Origin of the sequence: Psychromonas sp., from assembly GCF_047632955.1 — a bacterium.
Classification (GTDB): domain Bacteria; phylum Pseudomonadota; class Gammaproteobacteria; order Enterobacterales; family Psychromonadaceae; genus Psychromonas.
On the sequence record NZ_JBLIED010000006.1, the window covers coordinates 119,566 to 140,639 of the forward strand.

Sequence of the window (21,074 nt, forward strand, 5' to 3'; positions counted from 1 at the left end):
CACTACTTCATGCTAAACAAAAGACTTAATTCAGAACCACATACCGGGAACTTTAACTCCAGTAATTCATTCCCATGCCAAGTGCACAAAGCTGTTGCAGAGAGCATCCTCAAGCCATGCCGTTTCTGGTCATAGTAATATCACCTGATTCCGATGTGTCTTTGTGCTGTTCGGTTGGTCGCCGCATGCCACTGAACACTGACTTAAATACTGGAGAACATTCGATCACAAGGCGCACTTACTACGGGCAAATTGGTTACCTACTTAAAACACCCGATCGTGATGGAAACGTCCATGTGATCTTTGAACCGCTGGATTTTATCGCATGTTTGGCTGCCATAGTACCTAAACCCCGAGTAAACCTAACCAGGTTTAGATGAGCATAATCCTTATTTTTCATCCTATGGACAACCGTTGGTTGACTTAATTTATTCCAGATCAATAGGTCACGGTGTTTTTTCGTCAAACAGTAAACACAGAGCAGATATCTCTCCCAACAAGACTAAAAAAGAAAGCGATGGTGTAGTTAAGAGCATGCAAGCATGGGGGAAATAAGCCGGAAAGTCGATTTGTACAGCTAATGCTTCACCGCAGGGCAGTGTCTAATGAGCGTTCAGTAGTGATAAAAAAAATATTCAGACACTTAAATAAAAATGACGAAATCGTTAAAATCTTGCACTTCTTCTGATAAGTCTATTTAAATAAACACACGTTCATCATCATAAACAAAACTAATCTGCAGAGCTGCTTTGAACAATAGCGGAGGCGCTTGTTTCTATTTTGAATTTTGTGAAAAATAGTTGAGTAATAGGCGAGGAGTGTCTGACAAGGGTTCTTCCATTGATATGTAAAAGAGGTAAAATTTAAAATTCGAGCTAAAATATACCTTATATCTTATGAAAAGTGATGTTTATTCTACTTATACTCGTAGTAATTTGTAATGCGTTGTACTTCAAATACAGATTACAAATGTTAGCAGCTATTGCGGTAGTTCTGCGAATACAATAGGAGAAAGACCATGGCAAGTTATCTACACCCGGGGGTATATGTAGAGGAGATAGCCAGCGGCTCCAGACCCATCGAAGGTGTTGCTACATCAACCACTGCTTTTGTTGGTATTACGCAGCGCAACAGTACACACGATCCTGTATTGATCGGAAGCGTTACAGATTACACAGATCTGTTCGGCCCGATACTCACTACCGATGATGCCATGGGGTTATCCGTTCAGGCATATTATCGCAACGGCGGTGGGGCAGCCTATATCTGCCCGCTATCTACGGCATCGGTTACCGGTGAAGGGCTTTTTGGCGCCATGATTGTCTCTGCCCTCGGTGACGGTCCGTGGTCAACTTTTCTGTTTATAAAAATTAGTCGTGTTAGTGCCTCTGACTTTGATATGGCCGTGGGGACACGGAACAGCAGCGGTACTTTTTATTCGTTAGAGTCATTTGAAAAAGTAACTTTCGATGCGACTCTTGAAAGCTTTGCCGAAACCGTCATCAATGGCTTTTCAGCCTATGTGACAGTTACCGTGGAGATACCTGTATTGCCTGGTATAGCTGCTATACCTGATTTAACTGGCTCTGAGGGCGATGCTCTGGATAACGTTGTTGGGGCACAAACTTCCCCTGCGGCGGCTGATTTTGCGAGTTTTTATGCTGATACGCTGCGCAAAATCCGGGTAGTGAGTATTATTGTGCTGCCGGGACAAACTTGGGCAGCTGATGGCACTGGTAATGCCATTATCAGTGAGACAAGGGCGCACTGCGATAAAATGAAAAACCGCATCGTGCTGATCGATGTGCCAAATGGCCATGAACTGGCTGATGCCGGCACTGTAGAAACCATGGCTTTACCTACTTCAACTTACACTGCACTTTATTATCCTTGGGTAGGCGTCTCTAATCCCCTTTTTCATCCCGATAAAAATCCTGATGTCAGTGCCAGTGTTGATGTCGCTCCTTCTGCAATTGCCGCCGGCATGTGGGCAAAAATTGATGCAAAACGCGGCGTTTGGAAAGCACCTGCTGGTGTTGAAGCTCAAATTACCGGGGCTTCGTCTCTGCAGTTTCAGGTGGAAAACCTGGAACAGGACCAGCTTAATCCACTCGGTGTTAACTGTATTCGAAAATTCCCCAATTACGGCTCTGTTATCTGGGGGGCACGCTCGCTGGCTACCAAAGCCGATCCAGAGTGGCGTTACATCCCGGTTCGTCGCACCGCAATATTCATTGAAGAAAGTATTTATAACGGTATTCAATGGGCGGTTTTTGAGCCCAATGATGTGCCACTTTGGAGCTCCCTGCGCGCTAATATCGGCGCATTTATGAACGGTCTGTACCGCGCTGGGGCATTCCAAGGACAAAAATCGAGTGATGCGTATTTTGTCCGCTGCGGTTTGGGAGACACTATGACGCAGGCGGATATTGACCGTGGACAGGTGATTGCTCTTGTGGGTTTTGCCGCGCTTAAACCTGCGGAATTTGTGATAGTCAGGATTCAGCAGAAAGTAGGCGAAGAATAACCTAAATATAATTTTTAGCATCAACTTTACTAAGGAGAAGATCATGCCGGCTCCAACTTTTTCGGCCAATGCACATCGTTTTGACCCTTATAGAACATTTAAATTTCAGTGTCTTATCGACGGACGAGCGGTCGCTGGTCTACAGAAAATGGGCGCGTTGAAAAAAACCACCGAGCAGGTTAAATGGCGCTCTGCCGGCGATCCGTCACATCAGAGAGTGATCCCGGGCGGCACCTCCTACGAGGCAGTCACACTAGAGCAGGGTTTAACGCACGATCCGGTGTTTGAACAGTGGGCAAATCTGGTCAATAACATCGAGGGGGACGGCGGCGTTTCACTGCTCAATTACCGTAAAGATATTGTTATCAATGTGCTTAATTTACAGGGACAGGTGGCCATCTCCTATAAACTGCTGCGGGCCTGGGTATCGGAATACCAGGCGCTGCCGGAATTAGATTCGAACAGTATGAATACCATGGGTATTCAAACTTTGACGCTGCAACATGAAGGCTGGGAACGTGACTCTGCAGTTAGTGAACCGTCGGAGACCTAAACCATGAATTCATCACAACTGCCGGGCGGCCTGTTGCTTGATGGTGAGCTTCATCGAAGTTTTGAGTTTGCGCCGATCACCGGAATGCTTGAGCGTGAAATCGCTGAAAGTGGGTTAGGTATGCATAGTCTGGCGCGTCAGGTTACCAATATATTGGCCTACGCATTGGACAACGTTGCCGGACAGCGGGTCACTAAAAAAATGATCAGAATGCTAAGCTCTGGTGATAGGGAATTTCTAATTCTTTATTTGCACTCTTTGCTTGAGCCTGATCCTCGGTGGATCACCCGCCGATGTGCTGAGTGTGACCAACCGGTACAGTTTCAGATTGATGCTGCCGCGCTTCCTGTAAAGTCTGCTGGTGAAAAATACCCGCAAACAGCGCTTAAGTTAAGTTTTTGTGATGCGCAGATGCGTGTGCCGATCGGCACCGATGAGGAAGCGCTAGCTGATAATTGCGAAGATCATGATTCCGCCATGTCGATGCTGCTGAAACGGCTGCTGACCTTAGGTGATGAAAATTGCCTCGATCAAGCTATAGCCTACGACAGATTAACAACCTCTGACCTGCTGATGATTGACCGAGTGCTGGATCAAATGAGTCCGCAAATTAGCCGCTCCGTGAATATTACCTGTCCCTACTGCCTAACAGAACAGCTACAGTCGATTGATAATTATGAGTGGATAATTCATGAAAACAGCAGCTTGGATGAGCAAATACATACTCTTGCATTTTATTATCATTGGTCAGAAAAAGAGATCCTCTCGCTGCCGAAGAAACGCCGATCACAGTATGTCACGCTGATAGAAAGAAATTTATTTAAGGGTCGTGGTGATGTTGACCATAGTGATGTTTCAAGGGGCGGTATATGAAATTTCTGTCCGCATTTATAAACCATTGCCTGCAGCCCGCGAAACGGGCTGCGGAGTTTTCGTCTTCACAAATTGAAACTTCAACCGCTGCCGTTCAATCTGAGCTGCGATATCCATTAACAGATACACCGGAACATGTTAACGATGAGCCGCAGCAAAAACTGCAACAGTTGAATTCCACCAGGGGGGCGGGAAAGCTAGAAACAGGGTTTACGGCGCTTGATAAACCGCAAGCAGCAGCTGATCCCGTAAATTCCATTAAAAAAGATCTGTTAGAGAAGTTACTGCCGGGAAACGCAGAAGAAATTAATAATAGGCAGAATCAGATTAATGCAACCACGGATAAGCCATTGACACAAAAGAAAAACGGTGGTGATTTACTGCTCGATAATAAAACAGATGCGAAGCCTGCACTATCTTCGCTAAGCGGCCCTGTCGTGACCAATTCACTTGATCAGCGCGGCTCTGTGACTCACGAAGATGTCAGCACTTTAAATGAAAATGCCGACCTTAAACCTCAACATACTGCACAGCGCATTCAGGCGGAGCCCGTTTTTAATATCGCACAGCAGTTAATTGAAAATCATCCCCCTGTAAACTCTACCATTGGAAATGAAACCAGCCGCCCCTCTCCATTACTGGCTGCACATGCTGCGGCGGAAGAGATCCCCCAGGTTCGTATCGGGCAGGTCAATGTGGTCATTGATGACCGGTCAGCAAAAGTAAAACACAGCCCTGTTCAAAGCCCTGCAAAATCTCCCAATTCATTCGGATTGAGGGGGTTGTGATATGACATTACCGGTATCGCCGCTGGCTAGAATTTGCGATGTTATTCGTGAGCATATTAACACGCTCGGTAAAGTTACCAGCCCTAGTGACTGGGATATTGCTGTTACCATCGGTGCGCCCGGCGTTAATCTAGCTACCGCCCAAAGTAAAAATACCCTGAATTTGTTTTTTTATCGTTTTGAGCCTTTTGCATTTGCCGCAAACGCCCTACCTGGAGATGTTCAGTGGATGAAGGTGCTGTGTGTGATCACCGCTTTCGGTATCGATGAGGGGACTGGAGACGACAGCAGTCTGGATTTTTCAGTCGGCTTTAATGAATTGTGCATGCTGTCGCAAGTGATGCGTTTGTTTCAGGAGCAGCCCGTTATGTTGATCAATGGGGACGATGATCAGAAATGGCACCTACAGTTTATAGCGCGCCCGTTTAACGATGAACAGATCAATCAGATTTGGTCGTCTCAAGGGGACACTATCTACCGTCCGTCGATTGTCTATGAAATTGCTCTTGCGCCGATTATTCCAGAAGAAATCGCGCCGCAGGCTGCTCGGGTTGCTTCCATAGGCTTGCAGGCCAATGCCTCAATGGAAAATACCCATATGCCTTGGCCTGCTGATCGGGAAACGCGTTACCCGGTTGCCGAATCTATTACAGTAAACAGTGATAATTCACAATGGGCGCCGGCCATTGTCATGCTCAGCGGCTTAGCCGGAGACAGAAAAGCTAATCTCAGTTTACATTTTGAAGTGCCGAACGGTCCAGCCGGACTGGCTGATTTCAGCACCTTCCCGGCGATAGAGATCTGGATTGCCGGGGACACAACAAAAAACAGCGATCTGACCTTAGTCGGGCAACTACTACAAAACCCAGACACTGCTAATAGTGCTGGGAGTTGGCATGACATCAGTGCCGTTGCCAATATCAGCGCCGATACGGATCTGCTTGATATGGCTGCGCTTCCTGATCCTGCACCGGCAGCCGGTGCTGCGGCGTTTGTGCTGCGGCAGGCACATTGGACAGATATTGACGCAGCCCAGAACAGCTGGCAAGTGCAGCTGTTTGCAGAGCGTTATATCAAATTTGACGCCGTGAATAATGACTGGGCGGATGTCGGGCCGGACGATCTGGCGGTACGTATTCGCAGTAATCCTGTGCTGATCACTATTACTCGAGCAATTGTGTAATGGATGCGGCCGCCGATAACGTGGATATGATCCCGGATCAAGGGTTATCCCATGAATGGAAACGTATTGAAATTTTATCGCAGTGCCTGTTAGACAGCCGCTCCGCAAAAAATATCAGCGAAGCGCAGCTTAAACAGCTCGAATATCAGCAGCAGCAAGTGACATTGCTTCGCGGCAGTCAAGGGTGCTGGGATAAACTGCCAGTTCACAATCTGCCAAGTTTAGCGCTGGACCTGTTAGCAGCAGTGTATGCGCCAACCGTAAACCCCAGTGTCGCTTTGCTGTTTCAAGATCTGCAGCAGAGCAGCCGAAGCAGTCCAACATTGGCTTTTTTGTATCGTTTGTTGGCCCTTAGCGAAGCAGATTATCAGTTAGCGCAACAGCTGACCGACCAGCAGGGAGAACTGCTTTCACGCGGCTTGATAATGGTGCAGGGGGAAGGGCCGATGATGCAGTTAACCCCGCATACAGCTGTTATGCAGGTCATAACTGGGCGTCGCGCTTTGCTGCAAATTCCCGGTGCGGTGCGCATTGTCAGTGATGTGAACTGGCAGGATCTTATCATTCCGGCCGCTCAGCTGCGTATGCTGCAGGAATTTTTAATGTGGATAGCGCATCGCGAGCAGGTAGAAAATGAGTGGGCTGGACGTAGTGCGGGTGGACCGATAGCCCTGTTCTGCGGTCCGTCAGGGACAGGTAAAACCTTTGCCGCCAGTGTTTTGGCTAATGCGCTTGGCTGGTCGTTATTCCGTGTCGATCTGGGGGCGTTAATCAGTAAATACATAGGTGAAACAGAAAAGAACCTCAATGCGCTATTTGATGCGGCCCAAGGACAGAAACTGCTTCTGCAATTTGATGAAGTGGATGCGTTGATGGGCAAGCGGGGTGAGATTAAAGATGCCCGTGACCGCTATGCCAATATGGAGGTCAGCCATCTGTTATCACGTATTGAGCAGCATCAAGGGCCTTGTATTCTGACCACTAATTTAAGCAAACAAATAGATCTGGCCTTTCAGAGGCGCTTTCATTTTGTGGTGACTTTTGCCCGCCCGGGAGTAAAAGAGCGGCTTGCTTTGTGGAAAGCACTGCTTCCTGTCAAAGCGCCTTTGGACGATGATTTAGATCTGCCGCTGACGGCCGAGGCGGTCGCCCTGTCGGGCGGTGAAATACGTAACGCGGCTATGCATGCGGCGATTCTGGCGGCGGACGAACAAAAAAATGTCGCCATGCGTCATATCAGTGTCGGCGTGTGGCGGGTGTTGCAGAAAAGTGAAGGTAAAACCCGAGTTAACGAGTTGCGGCAACTGGCGTTGTACCTGCCACCGGGCATTATCGGCAGTGACTAACCGCACTAGGTAGTTAAATTTGTTTTTCAGAGGGGTGCTGGCATGGCTAACAAGCAGGTCAATATCGACAGTTTAAATATTCACCTCAGCAGCGGCTGGCAGGGTGATCCTGTTTATCTTGCCCGTAAAGTGTCTGAGCAGATCCAGCTTCACTCTGCACAGTTAAGCAGCAGCCAAGAGATACGAATAAAAGCACAGGGGCATTTTTCAGGCGTGGCAGCCAGAGTGAATCAGCAGCTGTCTGAACGGTTGAATGAGGCAACGGGCAAGTCTACAAATCCCTCAAGAGGAGACCGTAGATGATAAAAACTGCAAAGGGGATGCTCATTGAATATACATTAAGTCTGCCGCCGCTGGCTCTGGAGTTTGAATTTAATCCTGAATCGGTGACACGCAGTAGAAGCGTAACCTTCGATAGCAACGCGCTGCCGATTATTGATTTTGTAACTTCGTCGGAAAGTAATCGTATTGGTCAGGCCGCCTCTGCGACGGCGGAAATGATTAGTTTTGATATTTTACTCGATGCCACGGATAAGCTCAGCGATAGCAGTCATATTATGCATCAGGTGGCTAAAGTTTCCGGGGTTGAGCCTGAGATTGCCACGCTGCGCAGTATGCTGGAGCCGAAAATTAATGGTCCGAGTGCATTTCAGATGATGTCTTCTCTGGCGGGTAATTCGGCGCACGCTCACGAACGAGATGAGCATTTGTCTGTGCTGCTGTTTGTCTGGGGCACCCATATTTTGCCGGTATTTATGACCAGCTTAAATATTGAAGAGCAGGCGCACCTGCCGCTGCTGGCCCCCTATCGAGCAAAAGCCGCTATTAGTCTGCAGGTTTTAGAGAGTAATAACCCGTTTTATCAAGTGGAACAGGTGCAGCGCATGATCTTGTCGGCTGCAAATTCGCTTAATGTTCCCTTACCGTTTTAAGGAAAAATGATGCGTTTAAAAGGCTCAAGATATGAAAATTCCCGTCCCTTTAGTGAAGATAAACACTTTGCCGGTTATCGAGAACGAAAACTCACTTCTCCGCCGGGACTGGTTGAACATACGCTGCTGCATACGGACAGGCTGGATCATCTGGCCAATGATTATTATAAAAAGAACCGCCGCTGGTGGCGCATTATGGATGCTAACCCCGCTTTTTTTTACGGTTTTGATCTGCTCGGCAGCGATTTTATCCACCCGCCGGAAACAGCAGAGCAGGACAAAATCTCAGAACAGGATATCTATGGCGATGTGATTGCTGTGCCTGCTGCTCGAGAGGTTAAATAATGGGTATTGCATCTCTGCTAGGTGGTGCAGGCCGGGATATGGGCGAATGCATCATCAAAATAGCGGGCCGAGAGTTTTCTGATTTTTACCAGAATCTGCAGACTACCGTTGTTGATTTAACACGTCGCGGCAGCGGCCAAGCAACTTTAATATTTTCAGTCTTGAGAGACGGCGCCAGCTGGCCCATGGAAGAGAGTGAGCAGCTTCGCACCTGGTCGAAAATAGAAATTATTGTGGTATTTGGTGACAGTGAGCAGCCCTTATTCAGCGGTTATATCAAAGAGATAAATACCGAAACTGGCCAGTCGGGCAATATTGGCACGGTGACTGTGATATGTCAGGATATTTACGCAGCTATGGATAGAAGCTGCCGCCGTGTTACCTGGGATGAGGGCCGTGATGGTCTGGATATTATCCGCGAAGTGATCCGGCCCTATGGGTTAACCTTGAAAACGGATTTATCTGTGCTGCCGCTGCCTAATACCCACCAGAATGTCACTGATTTTCGTTTTATTCGGGCACTGGCCGGTAGTCATTATGAATGGTATCTGCGCGATCTTGAAAATGGCGAACGTTGTTTAACTTTCGGTAATGTGCAGGCCGCTTCGAAGAGTGCTCTGCCCAAGCTGATGATTAGGGCGGGCAGGGAGACTAACTGCCTGAGTTTTAATGTCAGTTTCGATGGCTATAAACCTGACCGTGTGCGTTTTTCTACTGCGCCGGTTAAAGAGGGGGAGGATAATATGCAGACCACACAACCACAGCTGCAGTTATTCGGCAGCCGCAGTGCCGATTCTAATGACCGTGGGCTTGAAGCCTTTGAATGGTGCCTACCGCCACAGGATTCAGTAAAAGAAAGCCAAGCGTCGCAAAACGCCCAGGCGCAAGCGAATGAAAATGCCTTCAAGCTTCAGGCAAGTGGAAAGTTAGACGGCACCGCCTACGGGGCGTTGCTGCTGCCGGGCAATATGGTGGAAGTGGGCGGCTCCGGGCATAACGACGGAAAATGGTATGTCGATTTTACTAAACATACTTTTAATGCATACGGCTATTTTGTTGATTTTGAAATAATACGTAATGGTGCTGCGGGTGATGAAAGTAGTAGCGAAATTCATATTTTAGCGGGGATACTGTAATGGAATCTGTAGTGGAAAAATTAATCACCCAATCGCAGGAAAAACATTACGGCAAGTATCGGGGCGAGGTGGTTGATAATAACGATCCGGAAAATCGTGCTCGAGTGAAATTGACTGTTTCCACGATATTGGACAGTCAAGTAGAGAGCCATTGGGCTGAGCCCTGCCTGCCCTTCGGCGGGCTGGCGGATCAGGGCTTGTTTGTGGTGCCGGAAAAAGGCGCTGAGTTGTGGGTGGAGTTTGAAGCAGGGGATCTTAATCATCCGATCTGGACGGGCACGACCTGGAAGAAGAAAGGAGATGCACCGAAAGAGGCTGCCGACAGGTCGCCGCATATGCGCCAGCTTAAAACCCCTTCTGGTCAAATTCTTTCCTTTGACGATACCAAGGGTGAAGAGCAGATCCGTTTGTTTCACCCTAGTAAAGCCGAGCTGCTGATTAACCCTGCAGGGACAGTGCAGCTGACGGACGGAGCAGGAGCAACGCTGGTGATGACCGCGGGTGAAAAACCTTTTATTGAAATTACCGATAGCCATGGCAACAGCATGTTAACCAACGCATCGGGTACCACGGTCACCGACCGTAACGGCAATAAAATTGTCATGGAAGGCGGCGGAGTAAAGATCAGCAGCAGCGCAGCCGTAACCATTAAAGGCAGTGTGGTGAATGTAGGTGGTGCGGGTGGAGAGCCGCTGATCAAAGGACAGAGTTTTCTGAGTTTATTTGCCACCCATATGCACACCTGTACTGCGCCGGGTTCGCCCTCATCTCCACCGATACCGCAGGGTGAGTTCAGTACGCTAAGCACAACCGGGATGGTGAAATAATATGGAAAAGGTAACAAGAACACAGCTCAATAACCGGGATTATATGAGTTTCCCTTTGCGCATTGAGGCATCAGGTTCGACGGTGAGTAGTCGCGCACGGCATGTGCGTGAGCAGATAGAACAAATTCTGTTTACCAATCCCGGCGAACGCTGGTACCGGCCGGAGTTTGGTATCGGCGCCGTTGCTCTGGTGTTTGAACCGAACCATCAAGTGATGTGGGAGCTGGTTAAAAAACGTTTATTAGCATCTCTGGCGGAAGCGTTGAAAGGTGAGGTGCTGCCGGAAACCTTATCGGTAAAGGTAGAGGGTGAAAATGAAAAACTGAAAATCATAATCAGTTATCAGATGGCGGCGCTAGCGCATACCGAGAATCTTGAATTTCTGCTTAACGGCGGCGGAAAGTAACAGTTTGCAATAGCAGGTAGATAGGGGAGAGGAACGTGGCAGATAAACCCGAGCTCGATTTACAATTTATTGAAGACTTTGAGGGCTGCGGAGACTGCGGTGCTCGACGGGCCGTTTTGCCTGCCCCTCTGCCTGAAATCGGTGATGACTTTGACTGGGATGTACGCGACTACGACGGCTTTCGTTTGTTTATGCTCGAAGAGCTGAGCGCACGTTTTCCAGAGCGCCGCAGCTGGACTCCAGCGGATATGGAAGTACTGCTGGTAGAAAGCCTTTCCGTGGTGCTGGATCAACTCTCGGATATGAATGACCGCATTCAGGCGGAATCTTTTTTAGAGACGGCCAGGAGACCTGATACGGTTCGCCGTCTGCTGCAGATGATAGGTTATAACCCTTTACTTCATACCGACAGCAAGCTGCTGGAGAGGGTAAGCCGTCGACTTAACGGCAGTACAGCAGCTGAAAATCAGCGCCATGACAACCAGACACTGGAAAAGTTGTGGAGTTATTATCCGCACTTGATGGAAGAAGCAAAATTGGCCGGCCCGCTTTCCATTCACCAGCAGCTGCGCATGGTGACCCTGCAGGATTACCGCGATCAGTTATTGACTCATCCGCTGGTCGCTGATGTCGATGCTTATATGAAATGGACAGGCTCCTGGAACACCCATTATGTGGTAGTGAGGTTAATCGCTAATCTGCAGCTTGACGATAAGTTAAGCGAAACCCTGGTGACTGCCGGTGAGCTTGATCAAGAGCAGGCTGTAGAGATTTTTAACGAGCAGATGGCGGATTATTATCAGCGGATGGAGATAGCTGATGTTGCGGATATTGAGGGGCGCAGCAGCCGTTTCATCCTGCAGCAGATAATCAAACAGCAGCGCATGGTCGGTCAAGAAGTGCTGTTGGAAAATGCGCTGCTGGTCGGGATCGTATTAGCTGTGTCGATAGGCATTAAAGGTGATTTTTACCGAACAGAAATACGAGATGCGGTAAGTGAAGTGTTAATTGATCAGAATGATGGTTTTTTTGCCCCCGGTAATACTCGCTTTGGCGAGGACATTGTCAGCAGTAATATTATCGAGCTGTTAACTCTGCTTGATGGCGTCGAATCTGTCTGTATCAACCGCATTAAACGGGTCGGCAGTATTTATGCAGATCAGTCCGGTAGCGGGCGCATTGTGCTGCAGGGTTTTGAAGCTGCTGTACTGGAAAATGATCCGCAAAAACCGCAGCGGGGCAGACTCAGTATTACACTGCATGGAGGTAAACCGGGATGAGACTGAATAAAAAAATTGATTTAAGCCGCTGGAATCGTGCTGGTTTGAGTGAGTTTCGCTATCTCGACGGTAACGCGATCATTTTTCTTGAAACACTTAGACAGCAGTTGGCAGAAGAATTTCAACAGGACGGTGAAGTGCAGTGGAAAGAGCTGATCGAGCGCTTTCCTGAATTGGCGAATGAATCGCGCCTGCAAAATAGAAAACGCCTGGCCGCGCAATATTATGATCAGCGCAGGGATTATGCATGGGAGATATTGAGAAGCTTTTCGCGGAGCACCCATATTTTAGGTGAATATATCAATGCCTATGCCAATGAAGGTTACATTTCTACTGCGCTGGAGTGGGATAATCTGCGCAAACTGACTGCCATGCTTGATTACCGGCCGTCTCCACCTGCCTCGGCAGAAACGACTATTGCCTTAATTTTTAAAGAAAACAGTACGGGCGTCGTTGATAAAGGTTTTGCAGTAAAAAACAAACCGGCTGCCGGGCAATCGACGGTTATTTTTGAGACGATGGAGAAACTCGAAGGAAGCAGTTTAGTTAATGCGCTGCACCTCCATGACTGGGATAAAAATATCTCTTTACCCTACCTCGTGCTCTCGGAAAATAAGGTTCGTTTTTTCCTGCCTGAGCCGTCAGAAGACATTAATATCGGGGAGATGGGGGTGTTGGCAGGAGAACACAGTGCGTGCTCAGTGCGGGTTACCGCGGTCAATATGAATGAAGATGTCGACAGTTACCTCGACCTTGAAGTTTTATCGCAAAACGGTTTAATAAATGAGCCCGCACATAGTGTCACTCTGTATCTGCAGGCGGATTTTGTCTCTTCGCCGTTGGCAAACGGGGAGAATAGTGCATTGGTTTTTGAGGAGGTAAGTACAGCAGAACAAGAGATTGTCTTTATAAAGAGTAACGGTCAATGGGCTGCTCAGCGGGTTCTGCGTAATGCACAGAAACATATCGAATTTCAAATCGCCTTACGCGATCAGGATGTTAACGGGGCGATTTTCCGCGCGCGGCTTTTAAAAAAACAGCACATCCCTAAACTTGATGCTAATAATGATGTTTTCGTATTACCAGTAGAGTTTGCTGCTGATCCTGAGTTTTTTGTAGACAGTGAACTCAATGTAAAAGACGCAGTTTTTGAAGGAAAACCGTTAGACGGTGTCAATTTTCGCTATGAGCCTTCAATTACTGCCGGAGACTTATATTATCCGGATCAATCATCTGCTGGCTCTATTAAGCAGATAAGGCTGACTGAGATTAGTTTTCCCGGCAAAGCACCGGACATTAAAACCGGCAGCTGGGCATTAGTTGAATCAGGAACGACTGTTGAAGCCTATAAAATAAGCAATATCAGAACAGATGAAGCATGGTATACGGTTAATCTCAGCGGTTTGTCAGGCACAGTATCGCAGCTTCGAGGCGCATTCAAACGCGCTCTGAAAGCGAAAGATTTTAATGAAAATACGCTACATGCTTGGTGTGATGAAAGCAGTGCTGTGCAGACAGTGCTGCCGTTAGATGATCTGTCTGCTACTGATAGTTTGCCTCTTGGACAGAAGCTTATCATCTCATCGAAGCAGCGCTCTTTTGTTGTAAAGCTCAAAGATAAAGCACTCTCCCCTGACGGCATATCCCTGCTGTATCTCTCTCCACCATTTCATCTAGATCCGTCGGCCGTTGGTTTTACGCGTAACAATACTATTATTCATGGTAATGCGGTTAAAGCCGCGCACGGAGAAACCCAGCCTGTAAAAATCGTCGGCAGCGGTGATGCGTCTAAAAGTAAGCAGTGTTTTGAGCTGAGTTCAGAGAGTATTTCCTGGATAAGTGATGCGGCATTCAGCACTGGGGTGCGTGCTGATCTAAATCTGTTTGTCGGTCAACGAAGTTGGCTGCAGGTTGAAAGATTATCACTAGCAGCTCCCGAAGACAGTCATTACCAGGTTAAAGTTAATGAGGATAATAAACTCAGTGTCTGTTTCGGGGATGGTAAACACGGGCGCAGACTGCCCTCTGGCATTGATAATATCCGGGTTATTTACCGCGATGGTTATGGTGAAGAGGGCAATTTAGTAGCGGGTGCTCTGCACAAAATACTGCGGCCCCATCCTTTAATAGAAGCTTTTAGTGCGCCGCTCAACAGCGGCGGAGGGGCTGATAAAGAGACTTCTGAATCGCTGCGAGAAAATGCCCCTGCCACTGTATTGACACTCGACAGAGCAGTATCTATTGATGATTACAGTCATTTAGCTGCCCGTCACAGCATGTTGTGGCAGGCGCGTGCATTTGAAAAAATGCCCGACAGACCAGCCCGTTCATTGGTTGAAGTGGTGGTGGTCGCCTCAGGAGGCGAAGTCTTTAGCAGCGGCTCTGAAACAGCCGTTCTCATTGAAAATTATTTAGCCAGTCATGGCGTTCCGGGAACGCCGCTGTCGGTTATCTCCTACAGCCCAGTACAGATACATCTGCAGTTGAATATTATGGTGAATGAGCAGGCCTTTGACAAAAAACAGGTTGAGCAGGCTGTCGCTGAACATCTTCAGGAGAGTCTGAAGATAAAAAATAGAGCGCTCGGCCAAGGGCTGCTACGCAGTGACGTGACTGCATTATTAGAACAGGTTGAAGGCGTGGAAAACGCGACTTGTACAATAATGGATACGCCTTATAGGACAATGGAAGCTGCTGCGCCGCTACTGCATAGAGGGGATGACGGGTTGATCCGCAAGGTGAGCATTAAACCTTTTCAACTGCTGTTTCTTGATGTGGAGAGTTATCCGCTGCAGATCCTCAGTCAGCCTTATCAGATTTAGGAGAATAATATGAGTATTTCTTTTAATCCTGCCAGACGGCACGACCATGCAAAAATCCTCTATAAGATTTTTCCCGCGGTTTACCGTGAGCGTGATAAGAGAGGGGATTTAAAAAAATATCTCAATGGTACAGGGGTGGTGCTTAATCAGTTGCACAATACCCTGCTGCAGCGTTATGCCGATATTTTTGCCGATAGCGACCCGGCCTTTGAACTGCTGTCGCAGCCTTGGCTACTGCCCTACATCGCGCAGCTGTTAGATGTAAAACTGGTTTCTCCCTTCGAGCAGGGCAAACGTGAAGAGATAAGCCGTGCTGTTGCATGGCGCAAAGCCAAAGGCACCGTGCCGGTGCTTGAACAGGCTGCTGAATCGGTCGGGCAGTTGGAGGTGGTGGTGCAGGAAGGATGGAAACGGGTTGCTGTCACAGCGAGAGTCGGCCTGCCAGTTTTACCATTGGACAGCTATGGATATAGTGGTAATGAAAACTATGAAAATAATTTTGAAAGCTTTCTGGAAAGCAGAACGCCCGACCTAGCACCAATGTGGGCGAAACATCCGGCAATACCTGCAGGCACTGTGGATTTTCGCTGTCAAGGCGGGGCAGTTAGCGCAGATGCTGATAATCCGGCTGCCGTGACCAGCCGCGTTGCGGGAAACACCTATCGCTGGCGGCAAAGCAGTGTACATGGTGCGCAGAGCTGTAATACGGGGCACACTGTGCTGCCTGTAGGCGACAGCCGCATTGCTGACTGGCTGCCGGGTTACTTTGATGACCCTTCTGTAAGAACCGTGGACTTTAGAAATCCTAACTGGCGGCAGGGACATTTTCATCCGCGCAGGGTACTGCTGTTTACTGCCCCTCATTCTGGTTTTTTCGAATTTGTACCGCCGCAGAGAAGGTTTTTATGGCAGCAGTCATTGCTTGAAAATACGGACTTTCTAGCGCTGGTTTCTATTGAAACTCGCGGCAGTGAAACAATTTTTCGCAATAAAAGTCTCGATGAAATGCTATTTAAACCAATTGTTATTCGACTAAAAGTGATACTTGAAGCAGCGCCAGAGCTTAACGTCTGGACATTTTCAGGATTTATTTTCAGCCACACCATTGAGATCAATAATGGTGCACTTAAGCTGCAGCAATGTGCGGTGCGCACGGTGATTTTTCATAATGCGCCTAATGGCAGGCCTGTTGATTTAACGGCAGATAATTGTTTGTTTAAACGTATTGAAGCGCTGAAGGGCCATATTCAGCTGCAGTACTGTACTGTCCTGACCAGCACAACTGCCGAGAGAGTAAATGCCAGTGACTCTATTTTTAATGGTGCTGTACAGAAAGAGAGCGTTTTTGGTTCGCTTCCCGGTAATGGCTGTATACGCTTTTCCGCCCTTAATCCGGGGCAACAAAGAGGCGCTTTATCCCTCTTTAAAACGTATTTTACGGCAGCGGTTTTTTATTCACTTGAATTTGGCGATGCCGGTTGCGGGGTACTGCACCCCGCTTGTGATCAAAAGTTACAAAACGCTGCCCAGGACGGCACTGAAATAGGTGCATACCATCATCTTTATTTGATTGCCGCGCAACAGGCGGTGCTCAAAAAAATGCAGGACTTTTTACCAGTGGGGATAAAAGCGCTACTAATACCGGACCATTCACTGCTGCAGCTGCCCAATGAAATAAAACAATAAAAAATAAAACAATCAGCCCAGCATATATCAAGGGAATATTATTATGAAAATACAGATATCTCGCAACAGCAGGCAGGCTGCAAAAGGTTACTCTTCAGTTACCCATCAACAGGGCAGAATGCTCACGGATTCTGATTTAAATGAGCAGGCTTTACTCGCTAGAGACAGATTAAGCGATTCGCTGCGCGATGTGATAGGCAGCGGCACGCCCAGACATGACGGAATATTGAGCATCTCAGAAGAGGGACTACCGCAGCTGTTATGGGGACGTGTTTATGTAGATGGAGTACCTGCAGTTGTTGTTGCCGACGCTAAGGCTGCTGATAAACTGGTGTTTGATTATGCACATCAGCTTCATTATCCGGGCGCTCCGGCTTTACCTGAAACGGGTTATCGGTTTTACCTTGATGTCTGGGAGCGTTCGGTCAGCTGGTTAGAGGATGAAATGCTTCGCGATCCTGGTCTGCACGGTGCAGATACCACAGCGCGAACCCAGACTATCGCGCAGGTTAAATGGTGTGCTTCGCAGTTAGACCCTTTGTGTGCAGAAATTAATCCGGCCATCGGTAATGCCCGTCTGCATCTGGTCCTGCGCAGCCTGTTCAGTGCCGCCGATCCGTGCGATCCCTGCGCACAGGAACTGCAGATCAATGAGGCCGTTGGTAATTATCTGTTCAGGGCAGAAGTGCATGATGTTCATTATGACGATAATAATCGTCCCGATGCGGTTATTTTAAAATGGTCATCGGAGAACGGCGCCGAAGCCTATAAAACTGCTGATCTGCCGCCGGACTTTGTCGCCGATCAGTACGTCTACGAGTATTTTGATGATTTTTCTGAAAAGCAGCTTGGTAATCATCTCGCCCGCAATGCGGGCGGCAGTCGTGTCATTGACGGCAGTCGCGCGCCTCTCGTTAGTGAGTTTTCTGCGGTTTCAGCCTCGGCAAAAACTTTTACCCGGCGCTGGGACGGTTGGTGCAGAATCGAAAAAAACGGAGGGAACTGGCAGGTCACTGAGGGGTTTGAAGGACGTGTTGATCTGAGCAGCGGCATAGGGTCCGCTAAGCCCGGGCATGTAGAGCAGGGCGGGAGTAGTATCTCTATTGAACTGTCGGTGATCTCTGTTTCTTTAGAATTGGCTGATTTTGATCTGATTGCCGGAGACTATTGGACGGTGCCGGTTCGAGAGTCTGTGCATCAGCAGGGAGAAGTGCTGCTTGAGGGAGAGGTATCCGGTCAAGGTGCATTACCAGAAGGCGAGCTGCATCATTACATGCTGCTGGTGGATGTTGGCGATGCTCCCGACAACCTATGGAGTTTGCCCGCAGAAAGTGAATGTGATGTTTACAATGCCTGTAAAAAGGTGCAGTTTCCGAGCCTGACGGATCTGCATGCCGATGATATCTGCTATGACAATGAAAAATGCGCTATGCCCGAGGTGGATACGGTGCAGGATGCTTTAGATCATTTATGTCAGAAAAAAGACCTGCCTTGGCACAATAAACACCTGCACGGCTGGGGTATCGTCTGCGGTCTGGCGCTGCAGTGTAATCGGGAAAATCCGCAGACTGTGTCGCTCAAGCCTGGATACGCGCTGGACTGTGAAGGGCGCGATATGATTGTCAATGATGCACTGGAAGTTAACGTAGTTACGCTGCTCAAAGAAGCGGGCATTGCCCTGGATAATCTTAACCGCGAGCAGGAGATTTGTTTATATCTGGACCGTTCTCAAGGTAATACTCTGGAGGTGAAAGCAGAGTTGGGTGAAGTGCAGGATGCCGATTGGAAAACTATTTTTGCCGACAGTTTGTTAATGGATTTTTATCAGGACTGCATTGTTGACCTGCTAAATATATTTCGTGGTGAAATGCAGGATGATCAAGAGGTTGAAGCACGCTGCGCGATAACTGAGTGTGGTAAAAAGCTTTTGCCCCCGGAAAACAGGCGTACGCTGACAATTACTAATCTTATTTATAATGACGGCGGAAATGACAATAAAACGGTGTTGAATGTATCGCCCTGTGAACATGCTTTATTAGCAGATCTTTTTAATAAACTTAAAGATAAGTTGCGCAGTAGAACCTTCTGCGGACAGTTTAAGAATCATGCATTTCCAGATTATCCCTTCAATGTGAAAGCCTGCCGCGGCAGTTGGTTTACGCCTGAAAAATTAGACCATATGCGCCAGCACCCTGATGGTAAAGTGTTCTTTGCCTGGCAGCGTGACAGTTCGCGCATATTTGTTTTCAAGCAGATAAAGGGATGCTTAGGGGATGTTTTAGCCTGTATTGATCTGCCTGAACTAGAGGACGGCAGCATCACTGACCTGCTAGTTGATGACAAAAACAGGTTGTTCGTTTCTGCTATTGTGCATAGGCAAGACAGTGTTATTTACAGCGGTGAATTTATAGAGCAGAAAATTGATAATTGCAAGCTGATTATAGATTGGCAAAGCACTTTTATTTGCGGCGTAAAAATTACTGAACTTGCATTATCTCCCTGGTCTGGACAGCATTTGTATCTACTCGCTTTATGTAAAGGGGTCTTTCTACTGCCCATAGAAACATTGTTAAATAATGAAAAAATCGACTCTAAACCTAGCTGGTCTTTTGCCGCTGTCGGGCATCTGAAATTTGATGAAAACAATCACTTTGTCAGCGTTGCCGCCTATCAAAATTCACCCATTGCTGGCCGAAAATCAACACACAGGGGGACCTGTGAAACAGGCCATTATAACGCAGTAGTATTTTTTGACGGTTCGATACCCGATACACCTCAGGAGCCGGAAATTTATCGTCTGCAGGTTAATGACAATTATGTTCAGGGCAACGATGGTTTTGATATTGCTGTTCTCAACTCAAGTCCAGACAGTGAAGTAAGTCTTACGGATCTAAGGAGGAAGACACCGCAAATAGTGTTATATGTGGTTATCAATGAGAATGATAAAAAAACACTCTGTTTATTTGACACACAGAAAAGAGTAACCAGCAGTGACAAAAAAATGCTGCTGCAGGGTGTTCGACTGCATTCTTTTGAGGCGGCAGAAAAAGTGTCGATTAAATATTTTGATAACGGTAAAACAGCAGGTGTGATTGCCAGCCGCTTCGCCATGCATGATTTACAATTTATACCTGCAGATCCCAAACGCTACCAACAGGATCGTCTGCTAAGTATTCCCGTACAGGCAGGGCCCGTTGAGCTACTTGTTAATACAAAGAGCAAACAGCTGTTGATTTTAAACCACTCGGGCCAGTCCATTAGTGTGTTTAACCTTGACCTGCAGACGTATCAGCAACAGCGGGAGGCTCTGGCTGAATACCGGGCAGCTATGCTGGCTGCTTTCTTTGGTTTAGCATCGGGTATTTTTCAGTACATAAAAGACTGTTTCTGTCAGCATCTGCTGGTCAACTGCCCTGAATGTGATCAACAGAGCAAAGTCTATTTAGGTTGCCTGAGTTTTGAAGAAAATCAGGTCTACCAGATTTGTAATTTTAGTAAACGCAAGTATGTGAAGACCTTTCCAACCCTCTCCTATTGGATGTCAATAATTCCCATTGAAGGCCTGATCAGCTGGGTTGTACAGAAAGTATGTTGTTATATTTTCCCTGATATTACCGGAGATGCTAAAAAGAGTCAGCTGTCGATCAGTGCGTTGCAGGCCAATATGGTAAAAACTGCGGTGCTCAGCAGCCCTACTAAAATACTGGAAAATCTGTCTAAAGGCGGCAGTGACATGATGAAACGCAGTGTCGAAGGTGCGTTAGGCTCAGGTTTCAATAATAAAGGGCAGTACACGGATTTTGTTCACGGCAAATACAGCTATAAACCCGGTGTTTATATCGATACTGGAAAAGTGTCAATTGATAATGAGCAGCTGCAGGAAAAAATTGCCGACTTTGAGCTGGACAATCAGCTTAATGCGCAGAATGTTGAACAGTTAACGGTCGATGTTATTCGACTGCAGGAAGAAAAAAACGCGGTCGAAGCGCGTTTTATCTCTTTTTCAAATGAAAAAAAGCTGGCAGAAGCGAAGGTATCTGAGTTGGAACTGCAACTGCTCAATTTAAAAACCGAATCACTTGCATCAAAAAAACGATTTGTTGAATTTGAAAAAAGCCTGCAGGAATTTGAGAAAATCAGTAAAGATGTTCGCCCTGTGTTAAACGGTGCCAAGCCTATTACAGAAATTCCCGGTATCAGTACCGTCAATTTGAAACTATTGGAAAAAAATAATATTAACAACCTCAGTTCATTAACCGCTGTCAGTAAAGAAAATCTGATCAAAATGGGCCTGACCGACAGAACCGCTGCCAGTTTACTGACCAAATCCATTAACATTATCAATAAATAGATGAAATCTGAATGTTATT

Annotated in this window: 16 protein-coding genes and 1 pseudogene; all 17 read left to right on the forward strand. The window is 47.4% G+C overall.

Going from position 1 to position 21,074, the window contains the following annotated elements; translation table 11 throughout:
* Nucleotides 1-245: 245 nt before the first annotated feature.
* A pseudogene (locus ACJAZP_RS06545) lies at nucleotides 246-501 on the forward strand (hypothetical protein); the annotation flags it as partial.
* Between the two features lie 517 nt (nucleotides 502-1,018).
* Nucleotides 1,019-2,527 carry a phage tail sheath family protein gene (locus ACJAZP_RS06550; protein WP_415229937.1) on the forward strand — a complete coding sequence of 503 codons (1,509 nt, stop codon included), beginning with the start codon at nucleotides 1,019-1,021 and terminating at the stop codon, nucleotides 2,525-2,527.
* Between the two features lie 43 nt (nucleotides 2,528-2,570).
* On the forward strand, nucleotides 2,571-3,080 hold the full coding sequence (locus ACJAZP_RS06555; protein ID WP_415229938.1) for a phage tail protein: 510 nt from the start codon (nucleotides 2,571-2,573) through the stop codon (nucleotides 3,078-3,080).
* A gap of 3 nt (nucleotides 3,081-3,083) precedes the next feature.
* A complete protein-coding gene (locus ACJAZP_RS06560) occupies nucleotides 3,084-3,953 on the forward strand; it encodes a hypothetical protein (protein WP_415229939.1) in 870 nt (289 codons plus the stop codon).
* Nucleotides 3,950-4,741, forward strand: a complete 792-nt coding sequence (locus ACJAZP_RS06565) for a hypothetical protein (protein ID WP_415229940.1) — start codon at nucleotides 3,950-3,952, stop codon at nucleotides 4,739-4,741. The genes ACJAZP_RS06560 and ACJAZP_RS06565 overlap by 4 nt, the downstream gene beginning before the upstream one ends.
* Before the next feature lies 1 nt (nucleotide 4,742).
* Nucleotides 4,743-5,924, forward strand: a complete 1,182-nt coding sequence (locus tag ACJAZP_RS06570; RefSeq protein ID WP_415229941.1) for a Pvc16 family protein — start codon at nucleotides 4,743-4,745, stop codon at nucleotides 5,922-5,924.
* Nucleotides 5,924-7,270 carry an ATP-binding protein gene (locus ACJAZP_RS06575; RefSeq protein WP_415229942.1) on the forward strand — a complete coding sequence of 449 codons (1,347 nt, stop codon included), beginning with the start codon at nucleotides 5,924-5,926 and terminating at the stop codon, nucleotides 7,268-7,270. The genes ACJAZP_RS06570 and ACJAZP_RS06575 overlap by 1 nt, the downstream gene beginning before the upstream one ends.
* Before the next feature lie 42 nt (nucleotides 7,271-7,312).
* Entirely contained in the window at nucleotides 7,313-7,573 is a 261-nt protein-coding gene (locus ACJAZP_RS06580; protein ID WP_415229943.1) for a hypothetical protein, read from the forward strand.
* Nucleotides 7,570-8,202 carry a hypothetical protein gene (locus ACJAZP_RS06585; protein WP_415229944.1) on the forward strand — a complete coding sequence of 211 codons (633 nt, stop codon included), beginning with the start codon at nucleotides 7,570-7,572 and terminating at the stop codon, nucleotides 8,200-8,202. The genes ACJAZP_RS06580 and ACJAZP_RS06585 overlap by 4 nt, the downstream gene beginning before the upstream one ends.
* Nucleotides 8,203-8,211: 9 nt before the next feature.
* Nucleotides 8,212-8,547 carry a hypothetical protein gene (locus ACJAZP_RS06590; protein ID WP_415229945.1) on the forward strand — a complete coding sequence of 112 codons (336 nt, stop codon included), beginning with the start codon at nucleotides 8,212-8,214 and terminating at the stop codon, nucleotides 8,545-8,547.
* Entirely contained in the window at nucleotides 8,547-9,683 is a 1,137-nt protein-coding gene (locus ACJAZP_RS06595) for a hypothetical protein (protein WP_415229946.1), read from the forward strand. Before ACJAZP_RS06590 ends, ACJAZP_RS06595 begins: the two co-directional genes overlap by 1 nt.
* Nucleotides 9,683-10,510: a phage baseplate assembly protein V gene (locus ACJAZP_RS06600; protein ID WP_415229947.1), complete on the forward strand. Its 828-nt coding sequence runs from the start codon at nucleotides 9,683-9,685 to the stop codon at nucleotides 10,508-10,510. The genes ACJAZP_RS06595 and ACJAZP_RS06600 overlap by 1 nt, the downstream gene beginning before the upstream one ends.
* Nucleotide 10,511: 1 nt before the next feature.
* Nucleotides 10,512-10,916, forward strand: a complete 405-nt coding sequence (locus ACJAZP_RS06605) for a GPW/gp25 family protein (RefSeq protein WP_415229948.1) — start codon at nucleotides 10,512-10,514, stop codon at nucleotides 10,914-10,916.
* A 35-nt stretch (nucleotides 10,917-10,951) separates the two neighbouring features.
* Nucleotides 10,952-12,196, forward strand: coding sequence for a hypothetical protein (locus ACJAZP_RS06610; protein ID WP_415229949.1), 1,245 nt, complete (start codon nucleotides 10,952-10,954; stop codon nucleotides 12,194-12,196).
* A complete protein-coding gene (locus ACJAZP_RS06615) occupies nucleotides 12,193-15,018 on the forward strand; it encodes a baseplate J/gp47 family protein (protein WP_415229950.1) in 2,826 nt (941 codons plus the stop codon). Before ACJAZP_RS06610 ends, ACJAZP_RS06615 begins: the two co-directional genes overlap by 4 nt.
* Nucleotides 15,019-15,027: 9 nt before the next feature.
* Nucleotides 15,028-16,704: a phage tail protein gene (locus ACJAZP_RS06620; protein WP_415229951.1), complete on the forward strand. Its 1,677-nt coding sequence runs from the start codon at nucleotides 15,028-15,030 to the stop codon at nucleotides 16,702-16,704.
* A 43-nt stretch (nucleotides 16,705-16,747) separates the two neighbouring features.
* Nucleotides 16,748-21,055, forward strand: a complete 4,308-nt coding sequence (locus ACJAZP_RS06625; protein WP_415229952.1) for a DUF6519 domain-containing protein — start codon at nucleotides 16,748-16,750, stop codon at nucleotides 21,053-21,055.
* The last annotated feature ends 19 nt before the right edge of the window (nucleotides 21,056-21,074 follow it).

Bases quoted from the DNA above. Each gene is read 5' to 3' on its own strand.
- ACJAZP_RS06560 (WP_415229939.1), top strand. From the start codon at position 3,084: ATGAATTCATCACAACTGCCGGGCGGCCTGTTGCTTGATGGTGAGCTT.
- ACJAZP_RS06620 (WP_415229951.1), top strand. From the start codon at position 15,028: ATGAGTATTTCTTTTAATCCTGCCAGACGGCACGACCATGCAAAAATC.
- ACJAZP_RS06615 (WP_415229950.1), top strand. From the start codon at position 12,193: ATGAGACTGAATAAAAAAATTGATTTAAGCCGCTGGAATCGTGCTGGT.
- ACJAZP_RS06575 (WP_415229942.1), top strand. From the start codon at position 5,924: ATGGATGCGGCCGCCGATAACGTGGATATGATCCCGGATCAAGGGTTA.
- ACJAZP_RS06595 (WP_415229946.1), top strand. From the start codon at position 8,547: ATGGGTATTGCATCTCTGCTAGGTGGTGCAGGCCGGGATATGGGCGAA.
- ACJAZP_RS06590 (WP_415229945.1), top strand. From the start codon at position 8,212: ATGCGTTTAAAAGGCTCAAGATATGAAAATTCCCGTCCCTTTAGTGAA.
- ACJAZP_RS06570 (WP_415229941.1), top strand. From the start codon at position 4,743: ATGACATTACCGGTATCGCCGCTGGCTAGAATTTGCGATGTTATTCGT.
- ACJAZP_RS06600 (WP_415229947.1), top strand. From the start codon at position 9,683: ATGGAATCTGTAGTGGAAAAATTAATCACCCAATCGCAGGAAAAACAT.
- ACJAZP_RS06605 (WP_415229948.1), top strand. From the start codon at position 10,512: ATGGAAAAGGTAACAAGAACACAGCTCAATAACCGGGATTATATGAGT.
- ACJAZP_RS06565 (WP_415229940.1), top strand. From the start codon at position 3,950: ATGAAATTTCTGTCCGCATTTATAAACCATTGCCTGCAGCCCGCGAAA.
- ACJAZP_RS06550 (WP_415229937.1), top strand. From the start codon at position 1,019: ATGGCAAGTTATCTACACCCGGGGGTATATGTAGAGGAGATAGCCAGC.
- ACJAZP_RS06585 (WP_415229944.1), top strand. From the start codon at position 7,570: ATGATAAAAACTGCAAAGGGGATGCTCATTGAATATACATTAAGTCTG.
- ACJAZP_RS06555 (WP_415229938.1), top strand. From the start codon at position 2,571: ATGCCGGCTCCAACTTTTTCGGCCAATGCACATCGTTTTGACCCTTAT.
- ACJAZP_RS06625 (WP_415229952.1), top strand. From the start codon at position 16,748: ATGAAAATACAGATATCTCGCAACAGCAGGCAGGCTGCAAAAGGTTAC.
- ACJAZP_RS06580 (WP_415229943.1), top strand. From the start codon at position 7,313: ATGGCTAACAAGCAGGTCAATATCGACAGTTTAAATATTCACCTCAGC.